The 18,038-nt window shown below is 65.1% G+C and carries 13 protein-coding genes; 10 read left to right on the forward strand and 3 right to left on the reverse strand.

All coding sequences use genetic code 11. From position 1 onward, the window contains the following. Nucleotides 1-108: 108 nt before the first annotated feature. Nucleotides 109-669, forward strand: coding sequence for a GNAT family N-acetyltransferase (locus BMZ79_RS02795; protein ID WP_090636330.1), 561 nt, complete (start codon nucleotides 109-111; stop codon nucleotides 667-669). A gap of 261 nt (nucleotides 670-930) precedes the next feature. Here the strand turns inward: BMZ79_RS02795 and BMZ79_RS02800 are convergent, their stop codons facing one another. Beyond that, a complete protein-coding gene (locus BMZ79_RS02800) occupies nucleotides 931-1,557 on the reverse strand; it encodes a TetR/AcrR family transcriptional regulator (protein ID WP_256252521.1) in 627 nt (208 codons plus the stop codon). Nucleotides 1,558-1,775: 218 nt separating this feature from the next. Between BMZ79_RS02800 and BMZ79_RS02805 the strand changes: the two genes are divergently transcribed. After that, nucleotides 1,776-2,534 carry an SDR family oxidoreductase gene (locus BMZ79_RS02805; protein WP_090636334.1) on the forward strand — a complete coding sequence of 253 codons (759 nt, stop codon included), beginning with the start codon at nucleotides 1,776-1,778 and terminating at the stop codon, nucleotides 2,532-2,534. A 149-nt stretch (nucleotides 2,535-2,683) separates the two neighbouring features. On the opposite strand, the gene BMZ79_RS02810 is transcribed toward BMZ79_RS02805, so the two are convergent. Next, nucleotides 2,684-3,019, reverse strand: coding sequence for a DUF1904 family protein (locus BMZ79_RS02810; protein ID WP_090636336.1), 336 nt, complete (start codon nucleotides 3,017-3,019; stop codon nucleotides 2,684-2,686). Between the two features lie 369 nt (nucleotides 3,020-3,388). Here BMZ79_RS02810 and BMZ79_RS02815 point away from each other — a divergent pair, with 369 nt between their 5' ends. After that, nucleotides 3,389-4,630, forward strand: coding sequence for an ATP-binding protein (locus tag BMZ79_RS02815; RefSeq protein WP_090636337.1), 1,242 nt, complete (start codon nucleotides 3,389-3,391; stop codon nucleotides 4,628-4,630). Then, entirely contained in the window at nucleotides 4,627-10,353 is a 5,727-nt protein-coding gene (locus tag BMZ79_RS02820; RefSeq protein WP_256252522.1) for a HAMP domain-containing protein, read from the forward strand. Before BMZ79_RS02815 ends, BMZ79_RS02820 begins: the two co-directional genes overlap by 4 nt. A 101-nt stretch (nucleotides 10,354-10,454) precedes the next feature. Here BMZ79_RS02820 and BMZ79_RS02825 read toward each other — a convergent pair whose 3' ends face one another. After that, the gene (locus tag BMZ79_RS02825) at nucleotides 10,455-10,850 is read right to left on the reverse strand and encodes a LysM peptidoglycan-binding domain-containing protein (protein ID WP_090636339.1); all 396 of its coding nucleotides are present in this window, start codon (nucleotides 10,848-10,850) and stop codon (nucleotides 10,455-10,457) included. A 159-nt stretch (nucleotides 10,851-11,009) separates the two neighbouring features. On the opposite strand from BMZ79_RS02825, the gene BMZ79_RS02830 reads away from it, so the two are divergent. The 6 genes from BMZ79_RS02830 to BMZ79_RS02855 all read left to right on the forward strand — a co-directional run bounded on the left by BMZ79_RS02830 (nucleotide 11,010) and on the right by BMZ79_RS02855 (nucleotide 17,811). Next, nucleotides 11,010-11,684, forward strand: coding sequence for a YetF domain-containing protein (locus BMZ79_RS02830; RefSeq protein ID WP_090636340.1), 675 nt, complete (start codon nucleotides 11,010-11,012; stop codon nucleotides 11,682-11,684). Nucleotides 11,685-12,148: 464 nt separating this feature from the next. Next, nucleotides 12,149-13,567 (forward strand): allantoinase AllB, encoded by a 1,419-nt coding sequence (allB, locus tag BMZ79_RS02835; protein ID WP_090637106.1) that lies wholly within the window; start codon nucleotides 12,149-12,151, stop codon nucleotides 13,565-13,567. Between the two features lie 19 nt (nucleotides 13,568-13,586). Further along, nucleotides 13,587-14,840: a Zn-dependent hydrolase gene (locus BMZ79_RS02840; RefSeq protein WP_090636342.1), complete on the forward strand. Its 1,254-nt coding sequence runs from the start codon at nucleotides 13,587-13,589 to the stop codon at nucleotides 14,838-14,840. Then, nucleotides 14,837-16,081 (forward strand): pyridoxal-phosphate-dependent aminotransferase family protein, encoded by a 1,245-nt coding sequence (locus tag BMZ79_RS02845; protein WP_090636343.1) that lies wholly within the window; start codon nucleotides 14,837-14,839, stop codon nucleotides 16,079-16,081. Before BMZ79_RS02840 ends, BMZ79_RS02845 begins: the two co-directional genes overlap by 4 nt. Before the next feature lie 363 nt (nucleotides 16,082-16,444). Next, nucleotides 16,445-16,738: a cysteine-rich CWC family protein gene (locus BMZ79_RS35540; protein ID WP_177221976.1), complete on the forward strand. Its 294-nt coding sequence runs from the start codon at nucleotides 16,445-16,447 to the stop codon at nucleotides 16,736-16,738. Next, a complete protein-coding gene (locus tag BMZ79_RS02855) occupies nucleotides 16,735-17,811 on the forward strand; it encodes an NAD(P)H-dependent flavin oxidoreductase (RefSeq protein WP_090636346.1) in 1,077 nt (358 codons plus the stop codon). Before BMZ79_RS35540 ends, BMZ79_RS02855 begins: the two co-directional genes overlap by 4 nt. Nucleotides 17,812-18,038 lie beyond the last annotated feature (227 nt).

Consider the following 18,038-nt stretch of genomic DNA (forward strand, 5'->3'; position numbering starts at 1 on the left):
TATCCGGCTTCGAAAGACGTGCTGGGTAGGAGACATGCGGGGACGGCCGCCTCGGCGCGTCGTTCGCCCAAGCATTGACAGGCTTGGGCGTTCGGCGCTACACTACGGATGATTATCGGCCCGCTGCAGGATACCGGCGAGGAGGAAGGGAGCGTTCGGATCGGAATGGAGTTCATCGTTCGTCGGGCACGCTTGGCGGATGCGGAGGCTTTGCGCGAGCTGTACGTGGAAGCGGCGGCGTGGATTCGCGAGGCGAAGGGCATCGCGCAATGGCAGGAAGGCTGGTTCACGCAAGCGTTCATCGAAAACTTCATCGGCGAACACACGGTATTCGCCGCGATGGCGGAGGGACGTCCGGTCGGCTGCTTCTCGGTCCATTGGGCGTACGAAGACATCTGGGGCGAGCTGTACCACGAAGATGCCGGTTACGTGCATAAGCTCGTCACGTCGCGCAAGCATCGGGGGCATGGAATCGGAACCCGGCTGCTCGAGCAGGCCGCCGGTTACATCCGGGAGCAGGGCAAGTCGTGGCTCCGGCTCGACTGCATGGCGGACAATCCGGCGCTCAACGCGTTTTACGTCCGCCACGGCTTGACGCTGCGCGGCCGATTCGACGGGGAATACAGCGCGCATCTATACGAGATGAGGCTTGATGCCGGTGCCGAGTGACGGAATGTTCCGGAGGCGCCGGCGCAAGGCAGGAGAGTCCGTTTCCCTCTTCGGGGGAGGCGGGCTTTTTTGCGCATTCCGCCCGAAACGGGTTTGCGCCACGCGGCCGGCTTGATCAAGCATCGGACCGTTCGGCGGGGACTCGGTCGGACCGCTGGCGCAACGGGCTGCCGATCCGTCATTCCGCCGTGCTTTCACGCGGCGTGGCCAAACCAAACAAGGCTTTCCGAGCGGGCGCATTGCCCGCCGGGAAGCCTTCTTTCAGTGCTGCGGCCGCTTGACGTTCGACCGGGCCGACGACGGATCCGTGTTGATGATTTTCACCAGCTGCTCCTGCATGTAGGCGGGCGAATAATGGAAGCCGTTCTCGATCCAGTAGAAGACGAGCCCGAGCAGCGCATGGATGGCATACACGACGAGCAGCTCCTGGTTGAGGCCGCGCCCGTCGTCCACCGGCTGCAGTTCCTCGACGAGAATCCGCTTCAAGGCGAGCAGCATCGCTTCCTTCACTTTCGGCAGCACTTCGCTCTTCAGCAGCACCGTGTACAACGAGGCGTTCTCGTAAATATGATCGAAAATCATGACCGAATTCGCGGACAGCTCGCTGATCAGAAAGACGTCGGTTCCTTCGTACGGAGCGCGGAACGATTGAAGCAGTTCCCGGATGAGCTCGGCGATGATGTCGTCCAGCAGCGCTTCTTTGCCGTCGTAATGCGAATAGAACGTCCCGCGGTTGTAATTGGCCGTTTCGACGATCTCCGTGATGGAGATCGCGCCGAAGCTCTTCTTCTTCATGAGCGCGATCAGGGCGCAGCGCAGCGCTTCCCGGCTGCGCTGGACGCGCCGGTCCGGTTTCTTGTCTTCTTCCGTCGTCGTCATCGTTTTCATTCCTTTTGCGCGTTATCGGACATTTCCTATCATACTGTATAGTAAGTCACATTTGAAAGAGGTTTAATGATTGTGGGACTTTCGCGCCAGGATTATAATCGGCATATACAGACGTACGTTAATGTACATTTGTATATTTTATTGACGGTAACGGACTGCCCGGCGTCGGAATGAATTCGTGCCGGACAAGCCTACTACGGAAGCGGAGGAATTCGAACATGAGACTTTCCGGTAAAGCAGCGATCGTGACGGGCGCGGCATCGGGCATGGGCAAGGCAATCGCGGAGCTGTTCGCGGCAGAAGGCGCGAAAGTGGTCGTCGGCGACCTGCGGCTCGATGCGGCGCAAGCCGTCGCGGACGGCATCGCGGAGGCGGGCGGCACGGCGGTCGCGGTCGCGGCCAACGTCGCCAAGGAAGACGACGTGCGGCGGCTGGTCGCGAAAGCGGCGGAAGCGTACGGCACGCTCGACATTCTCGTCAACAACGCGGGCATCATGGATAATTTCGTGCCGGCCGCGGACCTGACGGACGAGCTCTGGGACAGGGTCTTCGCCGTCAACGCGACGGGCGTCATGCGCACGACGCGCCAAGCGCTGCCGATCTTCATGGCGAAGAAGAGCGGCGTCATCGTCAACATCGCCTCGGCGGGCGGCCTGCAGGGCTCGCGCGCGGGCGCCGCGTATACGGCGTCCAAGCACGCGGTCGTCGGCTTCACGAAGAACGTCGGCTTTCAATACGCGAACTACGGCATCCGCTGCAACGCCATCGCGCCGGGCGGCGTCAACACGAACATCGGCACGTCCATCAACGAGCCGAACGCCTTCGGCATGGAGCGGGCGATGGCCGGCATCCAGCTGAATCCGCGGTCGGGCGAGCCGGTCGACATCGCCCGCGTCGCGCTGTTCCTGGCATCGGACGACGCCGGCTTCGTGAACGGCACGGTCGTGACGGCCGACGCGGGCTGGACGGCTTACTGATCCGGATCCGCCCGGGCGAGCCTTCCCTGCCAATCGCAATCAACGACAACATACCCCCGGCATCGGATGCCGGGGGTATCGCGCGTTCGGTGGACGTTCGCTCGCGGCCTGCCGCGGCGCGGCGGAAGCCGGCGCCCGTCCGGCCCGGATCAAACGGTCCGGGCTTGGGCATACGAAAGCGGTTTGCCTTCTTTATAATACAGCGAAGGCGAGAGGATGACGAAAAAAATATGAACGTTCTCATAGCCGAAGTCGGTCAGCATCCGGTGCACCTTGGACGCGATGGCGTCATGCATCTCCTGGGCGCGCTGGAACATAAGAATCTCGACGGAGCGGGGCGTATTCGTAATGAGTTGGATGTCCAGCTGTTCGATCTTCACGATCTCCTTCGGAATGCGGACGAGCTTGGCGAATTCCTCGACGAGCGGCGGCGCGAGCTGCTTCAGAAACGCCGTCGGAAAGCCTTTAAACCGTAAAAATGGCACGCGAATCCCTTCATTTCATTGGAATTGTCTACTTGTGATTATAATCACAATCTCGGCATTATTCAATGCCGGATGCGCATGAAACCGATGCCGGAGCGCGCGCGTTCCCGCGCGCGCGCGAAATCCCGATTCGTCCGCGCATGTTGCGCGACGCTTCGAATCGCGTTATTTCGCGCCCGGTTTCGGGCGCCGCGCCGCTCGTTCGCCGGAACGGACACCCCGTCCCGATGCCGAGGACCCGTTTTCGCGCGGGCTTCGGCTTTTTCTGTCGAGGTCTGGCATAAAGATTCGTTAAAGCGTGATTCATTGTCCGCGCGCGGCGGTGATAAAGGGTATAAGCAACTTTAGAAAAGGAGGGGACGCCGAGCGGTGAAGCCATCCGTACAAGTGCTGATCGTGGACGAACGGCCGGAGCATCTGGCCGCCGTCGAAGCCGCCATCGCCGGCATGCCGGGCCGCCCGATGCGGGCCTATTCGGGGCAAGAGGCGCTGCGCCGCTTGCTGGACCACGACTTCGCCGTCATCGTCCTCGCCGTCCGAATGGCCGAAATGAACGGCTTCGAAACGGCGCGCATGATCAAGGCGCGGGACAAGTCGCGGCATATCCCGATTATTTTTCTCTCAGCGGGCGAACGCGGGGAATCCGGCGAGACGGCGGAATTTCCGGGCGCCGTGGATTATATGGAGTGGCCCGTCATTCCGCAGGTGCTGCGGGCCAAGGTCGAAGGATACATCGGCTTCTACGAGGCGAACCGGTCGCTTAGCCGGCAGAGCGAGCTGCTGAAGCTGCAGACGCATCAGCTGGAGAAAGCGAACCGGGAGCTGCAGCGGGCGAAGGAGGAGGCCGAGGTGGCCTCGCGCGCCAAGTCGGATTTTCTGGCGATGATGAGCCACGAAATCCGGACGCCGCTGAACGGCATCATCGGCATGTCCGATCTGCTGCTGACGTGCGACCTGCCCCGCGAGCAGGCCGAGATGGTCGAGATCATCTTTGCGAGCGGGAATGCCCTGCTGAACGTCATTAATCATATTTTGGATTTCTCGAAACTGGAATCCGGCAAATTGGCGCTGAACGAGGAACCGTTCCCGCTCCGCGCGTGCGTGGACGAGACGCTGGAGCTGTTCACGGCGAACGTGCGCAAGCTGCGGCTGACCGTCGGCGTGAACGTCGATCCGGCGCTGCCCGATGTCATTGTCGGCGATATGCTCCGGCTGCGGCAGGTGCTCGTCAACCTGATCGGCAACGCCGTGAAATTCACGGCGGAAGGCCGGATCGATATCGGCGCGAAGCTGCTGGAGGAGCGGGGCGAACGGCTGCTGCTCGAATTTTCCGTCCGGGACACGGGCATCGGCATTCCGGCCGACAAGCTGCGGCTGCTCTTCCAGCCGTTCTATCAGGTCGACGGCGCCGCGAACCGCAAATTCGACGGGACGGGCCTCGGACTGTCCATCAGCAAAGCGCTCGTCGAGCTGATGGGCGGCACGATCGAGGCTATCCCCGTCCACGGCCGCGGCGCTTTGTTCCGGTTCACGATCGCGGCGGGACGAACGCCCGGCGCCGGGCAAGCCAATGGCAAGACCAATCTCGATGAAGGCAGGGATTCCACATGATCGAACCCGATAACGAATGGCCGATGCAGACGGCCGATCCGCTCGACGCGGGGCTGCTGCTCGGCGCTTTGATGGCGATGAAGAAGGGCGATTTCGCGTATCGGCTGCCCTATCACCTGACCGGCGTATCCGGCAAGGTCGCGGATACGTTCAACGAAATCGCCGATATGATGGAAAGCCTGGTGAAGGAAGCGGAGTCCGTCGCGCGGGTCGTCGGCAAGGAAGGCAAGCTGAGCCGGCGCTTCGTCCACAAGAACCCGGGCGGCTCCTGGGAGACGGCGGTGGATTCGCTGAACGGACTCGTCGTCGACCTCATTCAGCCCACGAGCGAGATGGTGCGGGTGATCAACGCCGTCGCGCAGGGCGACCTGTCGCAGAAGGTGGAGCTCGAGTTCGAGGGGCGGCCGCTCACCGGCGAATTCCAGCGGACGGCGACCAACATCAACCGGATGGTGAACCAGCTGAGCACGTTCGCGTCGGAGGTGACGCGGGTGGCGCGCGAGGTCGGGACCGACGGCAAGCTCGGCGGGCAGGCGGACGTGAAGGGCGTCTCCGGCACCTGGAAGGACTTGACCGACAGCGTCAACAACATGGCGAGCAATTTGACGGATCAGGTCCGCAATATCGCCGCCGTAACGACCGCCGTCGCGAACGGCGACCTGTCCAAGCAGATCACGGTCAGCGCCAAAGGCGAGATCCTGGAGCTGAAGAACACGATCAACACGATGGTGGACCAGCTCTCGACGTTCGCCTCGGAAGTGACGCGGGTGGCGCGCGAGGTCGGGACGGAAGGCAAGCTCGGCGGGCAAGCGGACGTGAAGGGCGTTTCCGGCACGTGGCGCGATTTGACCGAGAGCGTCAATTACATGGCGAGCAACCTGACGAACCAGGTGCGGAACATCGCGGTCGTGACGACGGCGGTCGCGAACGGCGACCTGTCGAAGAAGATCACGGCGGACGTGCAGGGCGAGATTCTGGAGCTGAAGAACACGATCAACACGATGGTGGACCAGCTCTCGACGTTCGCCTCCGAGGTGACGCGGATGGCGCGCGAGGTCGGCACGGAAGGCATCCTGGGCGGACAAGCCGAGGTCAGCGGCGTGGCGGGCACGTGGCGCGATTTGACCGAGAGCGTCAACTACATGGCGAGCAACCTGACCAATCAGGTGCGGAACATCGCGGAGGTCACGACGGCGGTGGCGAAGGGCGACTTGTCGAAGACGATCACCGTCGACGCGAAAGGCGAGATCCTGCAGCTGAAAAGCACGATCAACACGATGGTGGACCAACTGAGCAATTTCGCCTCCGAGGTGACGCGGGTGGCGCGCGAAGTCTCCAACGAAGGCATCCTGGGCGGCCGGGCGGACGTGCAGGGCGTATCGGGCACGTGGAAGGACCTCACGGACAGCGTCAATTTCATGGCGAGCACGCTGACCGACCAGGTGCGGAATATCGCCGAAGTCACGACGGCGGTGGCGAAGGGCGACCTGTCGAAGCACATTACGGTAAGCGCGAAGGGCGAGATCCTGGAGCTGAAGAACACGATCAACACGATGGTGGACCAGCTCTCGACGTTCTCCTCCGAGGTGACGCGGGTGGCGCGCGAGGTCGGCACGGAAGGCATCCTGGGCGGACAAGCCCAAGTGCGCGGCGTGGCGGGTACCTGGTACGATTTGACCGAAAGCGTCAATTACATGGCGAGCAACCTGACGAACCAGGTCCGCAACATCGCGGTCGTGACGACGGCGGTGGCGAACGGCGACCTGTCGAAGAAGATCACGGCGGACGTGCAGGGCGAGATCCTGGAGCTGAAGAACACGATCAACACGATGGTGGACCAGCTCTCGACGTTCGCCTCCGAAGTGACGCGGGTCGCCCGCGAGGTCGGCACCGAAGGGAAGCTCGGCGGCCAGGCGCAGGTGAAGGGCGTCGGCGGCACGTGGCAGGATTTGACCGAAGGCGTCAACAGCATGGCCCGCAACCTGACCGACCAGGTGCGCAACATCGCGGAGGTCACGACGGCGGTGGCGAAAGGCGATCTCTCGAAGAAGATCACGGTCGACGTCAAGGGCGAAATTCTCGAGCTGAAAAATACGATGAACACGATGGTGGACCAGCTGAGCAACTTCGCCTCCGAGGTGACGCGGGTCGCGCGCGAGGTCGGCACGGAAGGGAAGCTCGGCGCGCAGGCCGAGGTGAAGGACGTCTCGGGCACGTGGAAGGATTTGACCGACACGGTCAACTATATGGCGAGCAACCTGACCGTGCAGATGCGGAATATCGCCGGCGTCACGACGGCGGTGGCCAACGGCGACCTGTCGAAGAAGATCACGGTCGACGTCAAGGGCGAGCTGTTCGAGCTGAAGAACACGATCAATACGATGGTGGACCAGCTCAATTCCTTCGCGTCGGAGGTCACGCGGGTGGCGCGGGAGGTCGGGACGGAAGGCAAGCTCGGCGGCCAAGCGCAGGTGCGCGGCGTCGGCGGCATCTGGAAGGATCTCACCGATCACGTCAACATCATGGCGACGAACCTGACGGACCAAGTGCGCGGCATCGCCAAGGTCGTGACCGCCGTGGCGAACGGGAACATGAAGCAGAAGCTGAACGTGGAGGCCAAAGGCGAGATCGCCGAGCTGACCGACACGATCAACAACATGATCGACACGCTGGCGACGTTCGCGGTGCAGGTCACGACCGTCGCCCGCGAGGTCGGCGCGGAAGGCAAGCTCGGCGGCCAAGCCCACGTGCCCGGCGCGGCGGGCACGTGGCGCGATTTGACCGATAACGTCAATTACATGGCGACCACCTTGACGACGCAGGTCCGGGCGATCACGAACGTCGCGACCGCCGTGACGAAGGGCGACCTGTCGCGGACGATCGACGTGGCCGCGGCGGGCGACGTGGCGACGCTGAAGGACAATATCAACGAGATGATCCGCAACCTGAAGGAGACGACGCGGATCAACACGGAGCAGGACTGGCTGAAGACGAACCTGGCGAAGTTTTCCCGCCAGCTGCAGGGCCAGCGCGACCTGAACGCGGTCTGCCGGATGATCCTGTCGGAGCTTGCGCCGCTCGTCTCGATGCAGCACGGCGTGTTCTACATCAACGAGACGGCGAACGGAGAGCCGTCGCTCGCGCTGTTCGCGAGCTACGCCTACCAGCAGCGCAAGCATCTGTCGAACGCGTTTCGCGCGGGCGAAGGGCTCGTCGGCCAGTGCCTCATCGAGAAGCAGCGCATCCTGCTCACGAACGTCCCGAACGACTACGTCGTCATCTCCTCGGGGCTCGGCGAGGCGACGCCGCTCAATATCGTGCTGCTGCCGATCATTTTCGAGGATCAGGTGCTGGCGGTGCTGGAGCTGGCGTCCTTCCGGCGGTTCACGGAGATCGACATCGCCTTCCTGGACCAGCTGACGGAATCGATCGGCATCGTCATCAACACCATGCAGGCGAACCTGCGGACGGAGCAGCTGCTGGCGCAGTCGCAGCTGTTGACCGAGGAGCTGCAGAAGCAGCAGGACGAGCTGAAGAACACGAACGAGGAGCTGGAGGACAAGGCAAAGCTGCTCGTCATCCAGAAGGCCGAGGTCGAGAGCAAGAACAACGAGGTCGAGCTGGCGAAGCGATATTTGGAAGAGAAGGCCGAGCAGCTCGCGCTGACGTCCCGGTACAAATCGGAGTTTCTCGCGAACATGTCGCACGAGCTGCGCACTCCGCTGAATTCGCTCCTGCTGCTGGCGGAGCAGCTGGCGGAGAATTCCGACGCGAACCTGTCCGAGCAGCAGGTGAAATTCGCCAAGACGATTCAGGAATCCGGGCTCGACCTGCTTAACCTGATCAACGACATTCTCGACCTGTCCAAAATCGAATCCGGCACGGTGACCCCGGAATACGGCAACGTCTCGCTGGCCGATCTGACGGGCGGACTGGACCGGATGTTCAGGCAGATCATGACGAACAAGCAGCTCGACTTCCGGTTGACGACGGAGCCCGGCGTGCCCGCGGTCGTCTCGACGGACGCGAAGCGCTTGCAGCAGATCCTGAAGAACCTGCTGTCCAACGCGTTCAAGTTCACCGAGCAGGGCCAGGTCATGCTGCAGATCCGCCGGGCGGACGGCGGCTGGAGCGCGGACAACGAGGCGCTGAACCGGGCGAAGACGGTGCTCTGCTTCTCCGTCAGCGACACCGGCATCGGCATCCCGGCCGAGAAGCAGCAGATCATCTTCGAGGCGTTCCAGCAGGCGGACGGCAGCACGAACCGCGAATACGGCGGAACGGGGCTCGGCCTTGCGATCTCCAAGGAAATCGCGGCGATGCTCGGCGGCGAGCTGACCCTCTACAGCGTGCCGGGCATCGGCAGCACGTTCAACTTCTATTTGCCGCTCGACGCCGAGGCGGACGAGCCGGCGCCGAGGCCGGCTTACGTGCCGGAGGTGATCGACGTCGCGCCGCAGGTCCGGTCGCGGAGCTTGTCCGCCTACTCGGGCGAGCCGGCGATCGACGACCGGGAAACGATCGCGCCGGGCGACCGGGTGTTCCTGATCGTGGAAGACGACATGAAGTTCAATGGAATTTTGCTCGATCTGCTGCGAAAGAAAGGCGTGAAGGCGATCGTCACGACGAAAGGGGCCGACGCGCTGCACCTGGCCGTCCGCTACAAGCCCGACGCGATCACGCTCGACCTGCGGCTCGGCGACATGGACGGCGGGCTCGTCATCGAGCAGCTGAAGAACAATCCGGACGTCCGCCACATCCCGATCTGCGTCATTTCCGTCGAGGAAGACGCCGTCGAGCTGCTGCGCAAAGGCGTCACCGATTGCATCCGCAAGCCGGTGTCGAACGAAGAGCTCGACCGGGCGCTGGAGCGGCTCTGCGCGGAAGCCGGCCGCGGCGTCCGCCAGCTGCTCGTCGCCATGCACGACGAAGCGCGTCGCGGCCGCATGGCGGAGCTCGTGGCCGGCAAGGACGTCAAGCTCGTCGCCGTGGACACGCAGCGCAAGGCGGCGAACCAGCTGAAGGCGAAGGCGTTCGATTGCGTCGTCGTCGACAACGACCTGCCGGACTTCGCGCTCGCCGCGCTGGTGCGCGACCTGCAGAAGCTACCGGAGCGGCGTCATGTGCCGATCGTGCTGCACGCGAGCCGAAAGCCGCTGCCCGGCGAGGTCCGGGAAGCGGAAGAGCTGGCGCGGCACGCCGTGCTGAAGGAGGCCGGGACATGGGTGACGCTGCTGGAGGATACCGCGCTGTTCCTGCATCGCAAGACGGAGAACTTGGCGGATTCGTCCCGGGAGATGCTCGTCCGGCAGCGGACGTCCGACGAGTCGATCGCCTTCAAGAAGGTGCTCGTCGTCGACGACGACATTCGGAACATCTTCGCGCTGACGACGATTCTCGAACGGCACAACATGCAGGTGCTTCCGGCCGAGAACGGCCATGACGCCATCCGGACGCTGGAGCAGAATCCCGACGTCGACATCGTGCTGATGGACATCATGATGCCGGTCATGGACGGGTACGAGACGACGCGGGCGATCCGCGAGCGGAGCGCGTTCGCCGAGCTGCCGATCATCGCCTTGACCGCGAAAGCGATGAAGGGCGACCGCGAGCTGTGCCTGGAGGCGGGCGCGTCGGACTACATCACGAAGCCGGTCAACAGCGCGCAGCTGCTGACGATGATCCGCCATTGGCTGAGCAAGCCGGTATTGGAGCCGAGATAAGCCGATGCGCGGGGCTGACGAGGTGAGGCAAACGATGGCAGGGAAATCGGAAAGAAAAGGGCAGCCGAGGCTTCGGCTGCCCTTTTCGCCCGGGTCCGGGATTAGTTTTGCTGGCCGGTCGCCATGCCTTGCTGGCCGGTCGCCATGCCTTGCTGAGCGGGCGCTTCCGCGTACGTCTTGTGGCAGTGCATGTTGGAAATGCGGGGAATGGTGACCGTTTCGCCGGCCTTCAGCTGGTTCGGGTTCAGGTGCGGATTCGCTTCCTCCAGCATGACGTGCGGCATGTTGTATTTGTGGCAGATCGAAGCCATCGTGTCGCCAGGCTTCACCTGATGCTGGGCGAAGATCATGTCGGCCGCTTGATCGTCGCGGAAGAACGGGAAGAAGAACGGGGAGAAGAAGAACGTCGGGAACAGGAAGCGGCCCGGGAAGAACGGGCTGGGGAACGGGCGGAAGAACGGGCGTCCGAAGCCGCCGCCGAAAAATGCGCGATTCATGGTATTACCTCCGATGTTTTTAGTGATAGTCAAAAGTCTATATATCGTATTACGCTCCCGCCCATTGGTGACAACGCAGGACGTTTTTTTCGGCTTCATGCCGCCCGGAACCGGGTAAAGTTCTTCTAAAAAGCTGCGAAGCGACGGGGGCTGAGAAGAATGGATTATACGATGATCGCGTTGAAGCTCGCGACGGGCTTCTTCGGGCTGTGGCTGATGACGAAGCTGCTGGGCAAAAAGGAGATTTCCCAGCTGACGCCGTTCGATTTCGTGTCTTCGCTCATGTTGAGCGAACTCGTCGGCAATACGATCTACGACCGGCAGGTGCATTTCCTCGAGCTGCTCTATTCGCTCGCGCTGTGGATGGCGCTGTCGCTCGCGCTCGAGAAAGCGGTTCAACTGCTGCCTTGGCTGTCGGTGCCGCTCGGCGGCAGGCCGGATATCGTCATCCGCGGCGGGGAAGTCGATCTCCGCGCCATGCGGCGCAACAAGCTCGACATGCACCAGATCGGCATGCTGCTGCGGGAGCAGGGGGTATTCAGCGTGACGGAGGTCGCCTATGCCGTATTCGAGCCGAACGGCAGCCTGAGCATCATGAAGAAACCGGACGAAGAGCCGCCGAAGCGGCGCGAGCTCGGCCTTCCGGTCAAGCCGGCGTCGCTGCCGCGCATTCTCATCTCGCAGGGATACGTGCAGCACGACGAGCTGCGGGAGCTCGGGAAAGACGAAGCGTGGCTGCTGGCGCTGCTGCGGGAGCGGGGCGTCGAACGGCCGCGGGACGTGTATTATGCGGAATGGTCCGAGGATGCGGGCCTGCACGAACAGCGGTATTGAAGTCGGCTTGAGGCCGAGGGGCCGGCGCTGCCGGGGCGAATGGGGGTGAAAGGCGGCGGCCCGGCGCAGCTGGGGGAGCCAAGGCCGAAGGAGGAGACTGGCGCTGCCGGGGTTGCCTGGGCGGAAGGGAGCGATAGACGCAGTCGGGGCAGTTGGCGCGGTAGCTCCATCCCTTGTCGGGACGGGGCTATTCGGCGTGCGATGCGAGCCGGGGGAACGCAACGGGGATGGAACTATTCGGAAGGACGGTTCGGAGCTGGAAAGGGTAGAGCGCGGCTGCGATTTTCGTAACGGGGACCAACGAACGGCGCGAAAATTTGGTTGCGGTGACGAGTGACATTACGAAGCAATCCGGCTATGATAATTGCAAGAGATTGATGTCATCTAATCTGACATGGAAAATGGCGCTGGAAGCTTGGCCGGGGCTGCCCGGCTGCCAAGATACGGACGAGGAGGCAGGCGAGATGACCGATACACGGTGGGATCTGTTGGTGAAGGGCGGCACGGTCGTCTTGCGCGACCGGACGGCGGCGCTCGATATCGCCGTCAAGGACGGCAAAATCGCGGCGATCGCGGCGGGGTTGCCCTCGGATGGCGCCGTTCGGACGCTGTCCGCCGCGGGCAGGCACGTCTTCGCCGGCGTCGTCGACGCCCACGTCCACCTGAACGAGCCGGGACTGGGCGAATGGGAAGGCTTCGCGACCGGCTCGGCCGCGCTCGCCGCGGGCGGCTGCACGACGTTCATCGACATGCCGCTGAACGGCCTGCCGCCGACGGTCAACAAGGCGGCGCTGGAGCTGAAGCTCGCCGCGGCGCGGCAAAGCGGCGTCCGCGTGGATTATGCGCTCTGGGGCGGCCTCGTGCCGGGCAACCTCGGCGACCTCGCGGCGCTCGCCGAAGCCGGCGTCGTCGGGTTCAAGGCGTTCATGTCGTCGCCGGGCGACACCGGCGACGGCTGCTTCGCGAACGTCGACGACGGCGAATTGTTCGCCGGCATGCGGGCGATTGCGGCGCTGAACGGCATTTTGGCGCTGCACGCGGAGAGCGAGCCGATCGTCTCGCGGCTCGCCGCCGGCAAGCAGGCGGCGGGCGAGACGAGCATGCGGGACTTCCTGGCGTCCCGGCCGCCGGAGGCGGAGCTGGAAGCGGTGAAGCTGGCGCTCGAGATGGCGTCGCGCACGGGCTGCAGCTTGCATTTCGTTCATATCAGCACGCCGGAAGCGATCGGGCTCATCGGCGAAGCGAAGCGGGCGGGACTCGACGTGACGGCGGAGACGTGCCCGCACTATCTCGTCTTCGCGGACGACGACGCCGCGCGGATCGGCGTTCACGCGAAGTGCGCGCCGCCGATCCGCGGAAGCCGGGAGCGCGAAGCGCTGTGGGAGCTGTTGGCGGACGGGAAGATCGACTTCGTCGCGTCCGACCACTCGCCTTGTCCGCCGGCGATGAAGGAGACGGCGGACGGGAACGTTTTCGCCGCCTGGGGCGGCATCATGGGAGCGCAGAGCACGCTGGAGGCGATCGTGACGGAAGGCTGGCTGAAGCGCGGCATTCCGCTGCCGGTGCTGTCCCGCGCGCTGTCCGCGGCGCCGGCGGAACGGTTCGGGCTCGCGGCGAGCAAAGGCGCGATCGCGGTCGGTCTCGACGCGGACCTCGCCCTTGTCGACTTGCAGGCGCCGTACGTGCTGACGGCCGATCAGCTGAAGTACCGTCATCCGCGCAGCGCGTACGAAGGCTTCGGGTTCGGCTGCCGCGTCGAGTCCACGCTGCTTCGGGGGGCCGTCGTGTACGACCGGCGCGCCGATCGAGGCGGGCTGGATACGGAGCGGCAGACGAGCGGACGCCGGCTGCGCCCTCGCGGCGAGAAGTCGCGAATCGGTTAAATAGGAGGAGGAGCGAGGGATGGAGGAGACTGGACGTAACGCGAAGCTGACGGCGTCGCGGCTGCTGGAGCGGCTGTCCGCCATCGGCGCGGATCCCGCCGGCGGCGTGACGCGGCTGCTGTACGATGCCGCCTGGCGGGAAGCGCAGATCGCCGCCGCCCATCTAATGCGGGAAGCCGGGCTCGAGGTAGCGGTCGACGCGGTCGGCAACGTCTTCGGCCGGCTGGCCGGCACGGACCCGACGGCGCCCGCCGTGCTGACGGGCTCGCACGTCGACACCGTGCGAAGCGGCGGCGGCTACGACGGCGCGCTCGGCATCGCCGCCGGCATCGCGGCGCTTGCCCGCTTGAAGGCGGAACGCGGCCAGCCGCGCCGGACGCTGGAGGTCGTCTCCTTCTGCGAGGAAGAGGGCAGCCGCTTCCCGCTCGCGTATTGGGGCTCCGGCAACGTGACCGGGAACCGGCCGTTCGACGGCGCTTTGGATGCCCGGGACGGGAACGGGACGACGCTTCGGGCGGCGATGGCGGCCGCCGGCTTCGAGCCCGGGCTGCACAGCCGGAGCCGGCGAACGGATATCGGCTTCTTCGCGGAGCTTCATATCGAGCAAGGCGAGGTGCTGGAGCGGGAAGGCCGCGAGATCGGGATCGTCGACGCGATCTTCGGGCAGCGCCGGTTCTTCGTCGACGTCGAGGGGCGCAGCGGCCATGCCGGCACGGCGCCGATGGCGATCCGCGCCGACGCGCTCGCCGCGGCGGCGGAGATGATCGCGTGGCTGCGGACGGCCGCGCTTGAAGCCGGCGGCGGGCTCGTCGCCACGGTCGGCCGGCTGGACGTCTATCCGAACGTGCCGAACGTCATTCCCGGCAAAGCCGTCTTCTCGCTCGACGTCCGGCATCGCGACGAGGCGGCCATCGAAGCGTTCTGCGAACGCGCGCGCCTCGCGCTCGGCGCGGCCGCCGACCGGCACGGCGTTTCGGTATCGCTGTCGTGCTGGCTCGCGGAGCCGCCTTCGCCAATGGACGCGGCGCTTCAAGCGCGCATCGCGCGTATTTGCGCGGCCAAGGCCTATTCGCACCGGACGATCGGCAGCGGTGCCGGCCATGACGCGGGCTTGTTCGCGCCGCTCGTGCCGACGGCGATGATCTTCGTCCCAAGCCGGGGCGGCATCAGCCATTCGCCGCTGGAGTACACGGCGCCGGAGGACGTCGAGCGCGGCGCGGACGTGCTGGCCGAGCTGCTGCATGCGCTGGCCTACGGGGAGGAATCGGCATGAAACGTTACAAGGATTTGTCCCCGTCGCCCCGGATCATCATGACGCCGGGGCCGGTCGAGGTCGATCCGCGCGTGTCGCGGGCGCTTTCGTATCCGATGCTGGGCCAGTTCGATCCGGAGTTCACCGCGATCATGAACGAGACGATGGAGATGCTGCGCGAGCTGTTCCGGACGGACAACCGATGGGCGTATCCCGTGGACGGCACGTCCCGTTCCGGGCTCGAAGCGGTGCTCACCGGCCTGATCGAGCCGGGCGAACGCGTGCTGGTGCCGATTTTCGGCCGGTTCGGCTACCTGCTCGCCGAAATCGCCGAGCGCTGCGGCGCCGAGGTCGTCACGATCGAGACGTCGTGGGGCGGCGTCTTCGCGCCGGACGACGTCATCGCGGCGATGGACCGGCACCGGCCGAGCCTGGTGGCGATCGTCCACGGCGAGACGTCGACCGGGCGGCTGCAGCCGCTCGCGGCGATCGGGCACGCCTGCCGCGAGCGGGACGTCCTGCTCGTCGTCGACGCGGTCGCGACGATCGGCGGCGTGCCCGTCGAGACGGACGCGTGGAAGCTCGACGCCGTCGTCGGCGGCACGCAGAAATGCTTGTCCGTGCCGGCCGGCATGGCGCCGATTACGTACAACGACCGCGTCGAAGCGCGTCTGCTGCGCCGAAAGCGGATCGAGAAGGGCATTCGTCCGGAAGGCGGCGAGGTCGCCGATCCGGCGGCGTTCATACGCAGCAATTACTTGGACCTCGCGCAGCTGCAGGATTACTGGAGCCCGCGGCGGCTAAACCATCATACCGAGGCGACGGCGATGCTGTACGGGCTTCGCGAGGGATTGCGGCTCGCGCTGGAGGAAGGGCTGGAGGCGCGTTTCGCCCGGCACCGGCTTCACGAGCGGGCGCTCGTAGCGGGCCTTGCGGCGATGGGGCTCGAGCGTTACGGGGACGACGCGTGCAAGCTGCCCGTCGTCACGTGCGTGCGCGTCCCCGCAGGCGTGGACGGCGAAGCGGTCCGCGCGCAGCTGCTCGCCGATTTCGGCATCGAGATCGCGAGCTCCTTCGGCCCGCTCAAGGGACGCATTTGGCGGATCGGCTCGATGGGCTACAGCTGCCGCAAGCCGAACGTGCTGCTGACGCTGGCCGCGCTCGAAGCGGTGCTGCCGCTGCACGGCGCCGCCGTCCGGCCGGGCGCGGCGGTCAAAGCGGCGCTTGGCGCGTACGGGGAAGCGCAGGACGAGGCGAATTGACGGTTCGGCGATGCGGCGGTCAAGGACGCAACCGGTTCAAGTTTAACGGATGGGCCGCGCACCGTTGATTCCCAAGCGACCGCAGGTCGCGCTATCGCTGGCCGGTACCGCGCGAAAGGCAGGAGGCGGCAGCGCGGTCAGCGATCAGACGTATCGGAGTTCCGGCACGGGAGAGTCCCGTCGGCGGGACTCTTTTTGGCGTGTCCGCCGACGCGCGGATAAGCGAGCCTATTCTGTTTTCCGTATGGCGGCTATCCGGGATCGGAATACCCGCGCGCTTGAAATGAGGCCGGCAATCGGGCGATAATGGCGGTACGGCGCTTCCGGTCGGAAGCGCGATGCTCGGGAGAGGGGCGCGGCCGGATGAAAGAGGCGATTAACGAGCCGATCGGCGGGGCGCCTAACGAAGCGGTCTGTCCGATTTGCGGCGGCATCAATGCGTGCGCGGGCAGCCGGGCTTGCTGGTGCGCGGGCGAAACGTTCCCGGAAGGGATATTCGCGTTCGTCCCGCCGCAAGCGCGGGGGAAGGCGTGCATCTGCCGGTCCTGTCTCGAATCCTTTAGGGAAACGGGTCGCCCGCTGCGGAAGGAGACGCGCGAGAAAGAGAGCGGGTCATGCGGGGAGCCTTCGGGCGCACAAGGAGGAGAACGATCATGAATCTTCGATTGGATACGGACGTCTGCCGGCTGTTCGGCATTCGGTATCCGTTGTTTTTGGCGGGGATGGCCGGCGGACCGGGAACCGCCGAGCTGGCCGCGGCCGTTTCGGAGGCGGGCGGGCTCGGCTTCCTGGGCGCGGCGTACATGGAGCCGGAAGCGATCCGGGAAGCGATTCGCGCGATTCGCGCGAAGACGAGCGCGCCGTTCGGCGTCAATTTGTTTACCGTCTCGTTGACGGACCGGAACGACGGCGTCGAGGCGGTACAGGGGCGGTTGGACGTCATTCGCGACCGGCTCGGCATCGATCGCGCGGCCGCGGCGCCGGTGAGAACGCCGGACCGGTTCGAGGAGCAAGTCCAAGTCGTGCTGGACGAGCGCGTGCCCGTGATCAGCACGGCGTTCGGCTTGCTGCCGGAGCGGCTGGCGGCGCGGGCGAAGGCGGCCGGCATGCGGATCGTCGCGATGGCGACGACCGTCCGCGAGGCGATGCTGGCCGAGCAGGCGGGCTGCGACGCCGTCGTCACGCAGGGCGCCGAAGCCGGCGGCCATCGCGGCACGTTCGAGCTGGACGAGCACCCGATGGGCGCGGCGGTCGGCACGTTCGCGCTGGTGCCGCAAATCGCGGACCGCGTGCGCATCCCCGTCATTGCCGCGGGCGGGATCATGGACGGGCGCGGGCTCGTCGCCGCCCTGGCGCTCGGCGCCCAAGGCGCGCAGCTCGGAACGCGCTTCCTGACGGCCGCGGAATCCGGCGCGCAAGCCGCCTACCGGAAGGCGCTGCTCGGCAGCACGGAGGAGAGCACCGTGATTACGAAGGCGTTCTCCGGCCGCCCCGCGCGCGGCATCCGCAACGCGTTCGTGCGGGAATGGGAAGCGGGCGGCCTGGAGCCGCTGCCGTTCCCGACGCAAAACACCGCGACGCGCGACATCCGGGGCGCCGCCGCGAAGCAGGGGAACGCCGAGTATCTCTCGCTTTGGGCCGGGCAGGGCACGCGGATGCTGACCGACGGACAGCGGGCGGCGGACATCGTCGCGGAGATCGTCGGGCAGGCCCGGGCGATGCTCGGGTGAGCGCCGAAGGTCGTTAATATGCAGGTCATCGTCTCCGTGATTCCCGGGAAAGTCCGCCCATACGCCAAAACGCCAAGGAATCGGATCGATTTCTTGGCGTTTTGATTTTGCGGCATTGATCCGATTTCGTGAGGCAAGCTGCAAGTTTAGCGGACCGGAGAGACGTTATTCGCAGGATATTAGCCGGTTTGATGCATTTGGCGGACACGGATGCGCTCATCCCCGAG

Source organism: Paenibacillus sp. UNC496MF, from assembly GCF_900113915.1.
Classification (GTDB): Bacteria; Bacillota; Bacilli; order Paenibacillales; family Paenibacillaceae; genus Paenibacillus_Z; species Paenibacillus_Z artemisiicola.